The organism is Filobacillus milosensis (genome assembly GCF_004402015.1).
Taxonomy (GTDB): domain Bacteria; phylum Bacillota; class Bacilli; order Bacillales; family Alkalibacillaceae; genus Filobacillus; species Filobacillus milosensis.
Map to the genome: position 1 here is coordinate 1 of NZ_SOPW01000061.1, position 370 is coordinate 370.

General features: G+C 72.4%; 1 protein-coding gene. It reads left to right on the forward strand.

The window, feature by feature from the left end; translation table 11 throughout:
• The coding region (locus E3U55_RS17130; RefSeq protein ID WP_134341683.1) for a GNAT family N-acetyltransferase at window positions 1-314 on the forward strand (314 nt) is incomplete at its 5' end.
• Between the last annotated feature and the right edge of the window lie 56 nt (window positions 315-370).

The following is a 370-nucleotide window of genomic DNA, read 5'->3' on the forward strand; positions in this document are numbered from 1 at the left end:
CGAACGACCTCCTCGTGGTCGAGCTGGACGGCGACGTCGTCGGCACGCTGCAGCTCACCTCGATCCCGGGGATGGCGCGTCGGGGCGCGCGGCGACTGCTCGTCGAGGCAGTGCGCGTGCGGAGCAGTCTGCGCTCGTCGGGCATCGGCTCCGCCGTGATGCGCTGGGTGGGAGAGGTCGCTGCCCCCGCCGTGGGCGCGACGATGGTGCAGCTCACCTCCGATGCCGCCCGTACCGACGCGCACCGCTTCTACGAGCGACTGGGCTACGTCGGCTCGCACCGCGGCTTCAAGTACAGCGTCCCGCAGGTCTGAGGCCCGCGGCCCTGTTCGGCCACCCTCTCGCCACCGACCGTTCACCCGCACCGCGA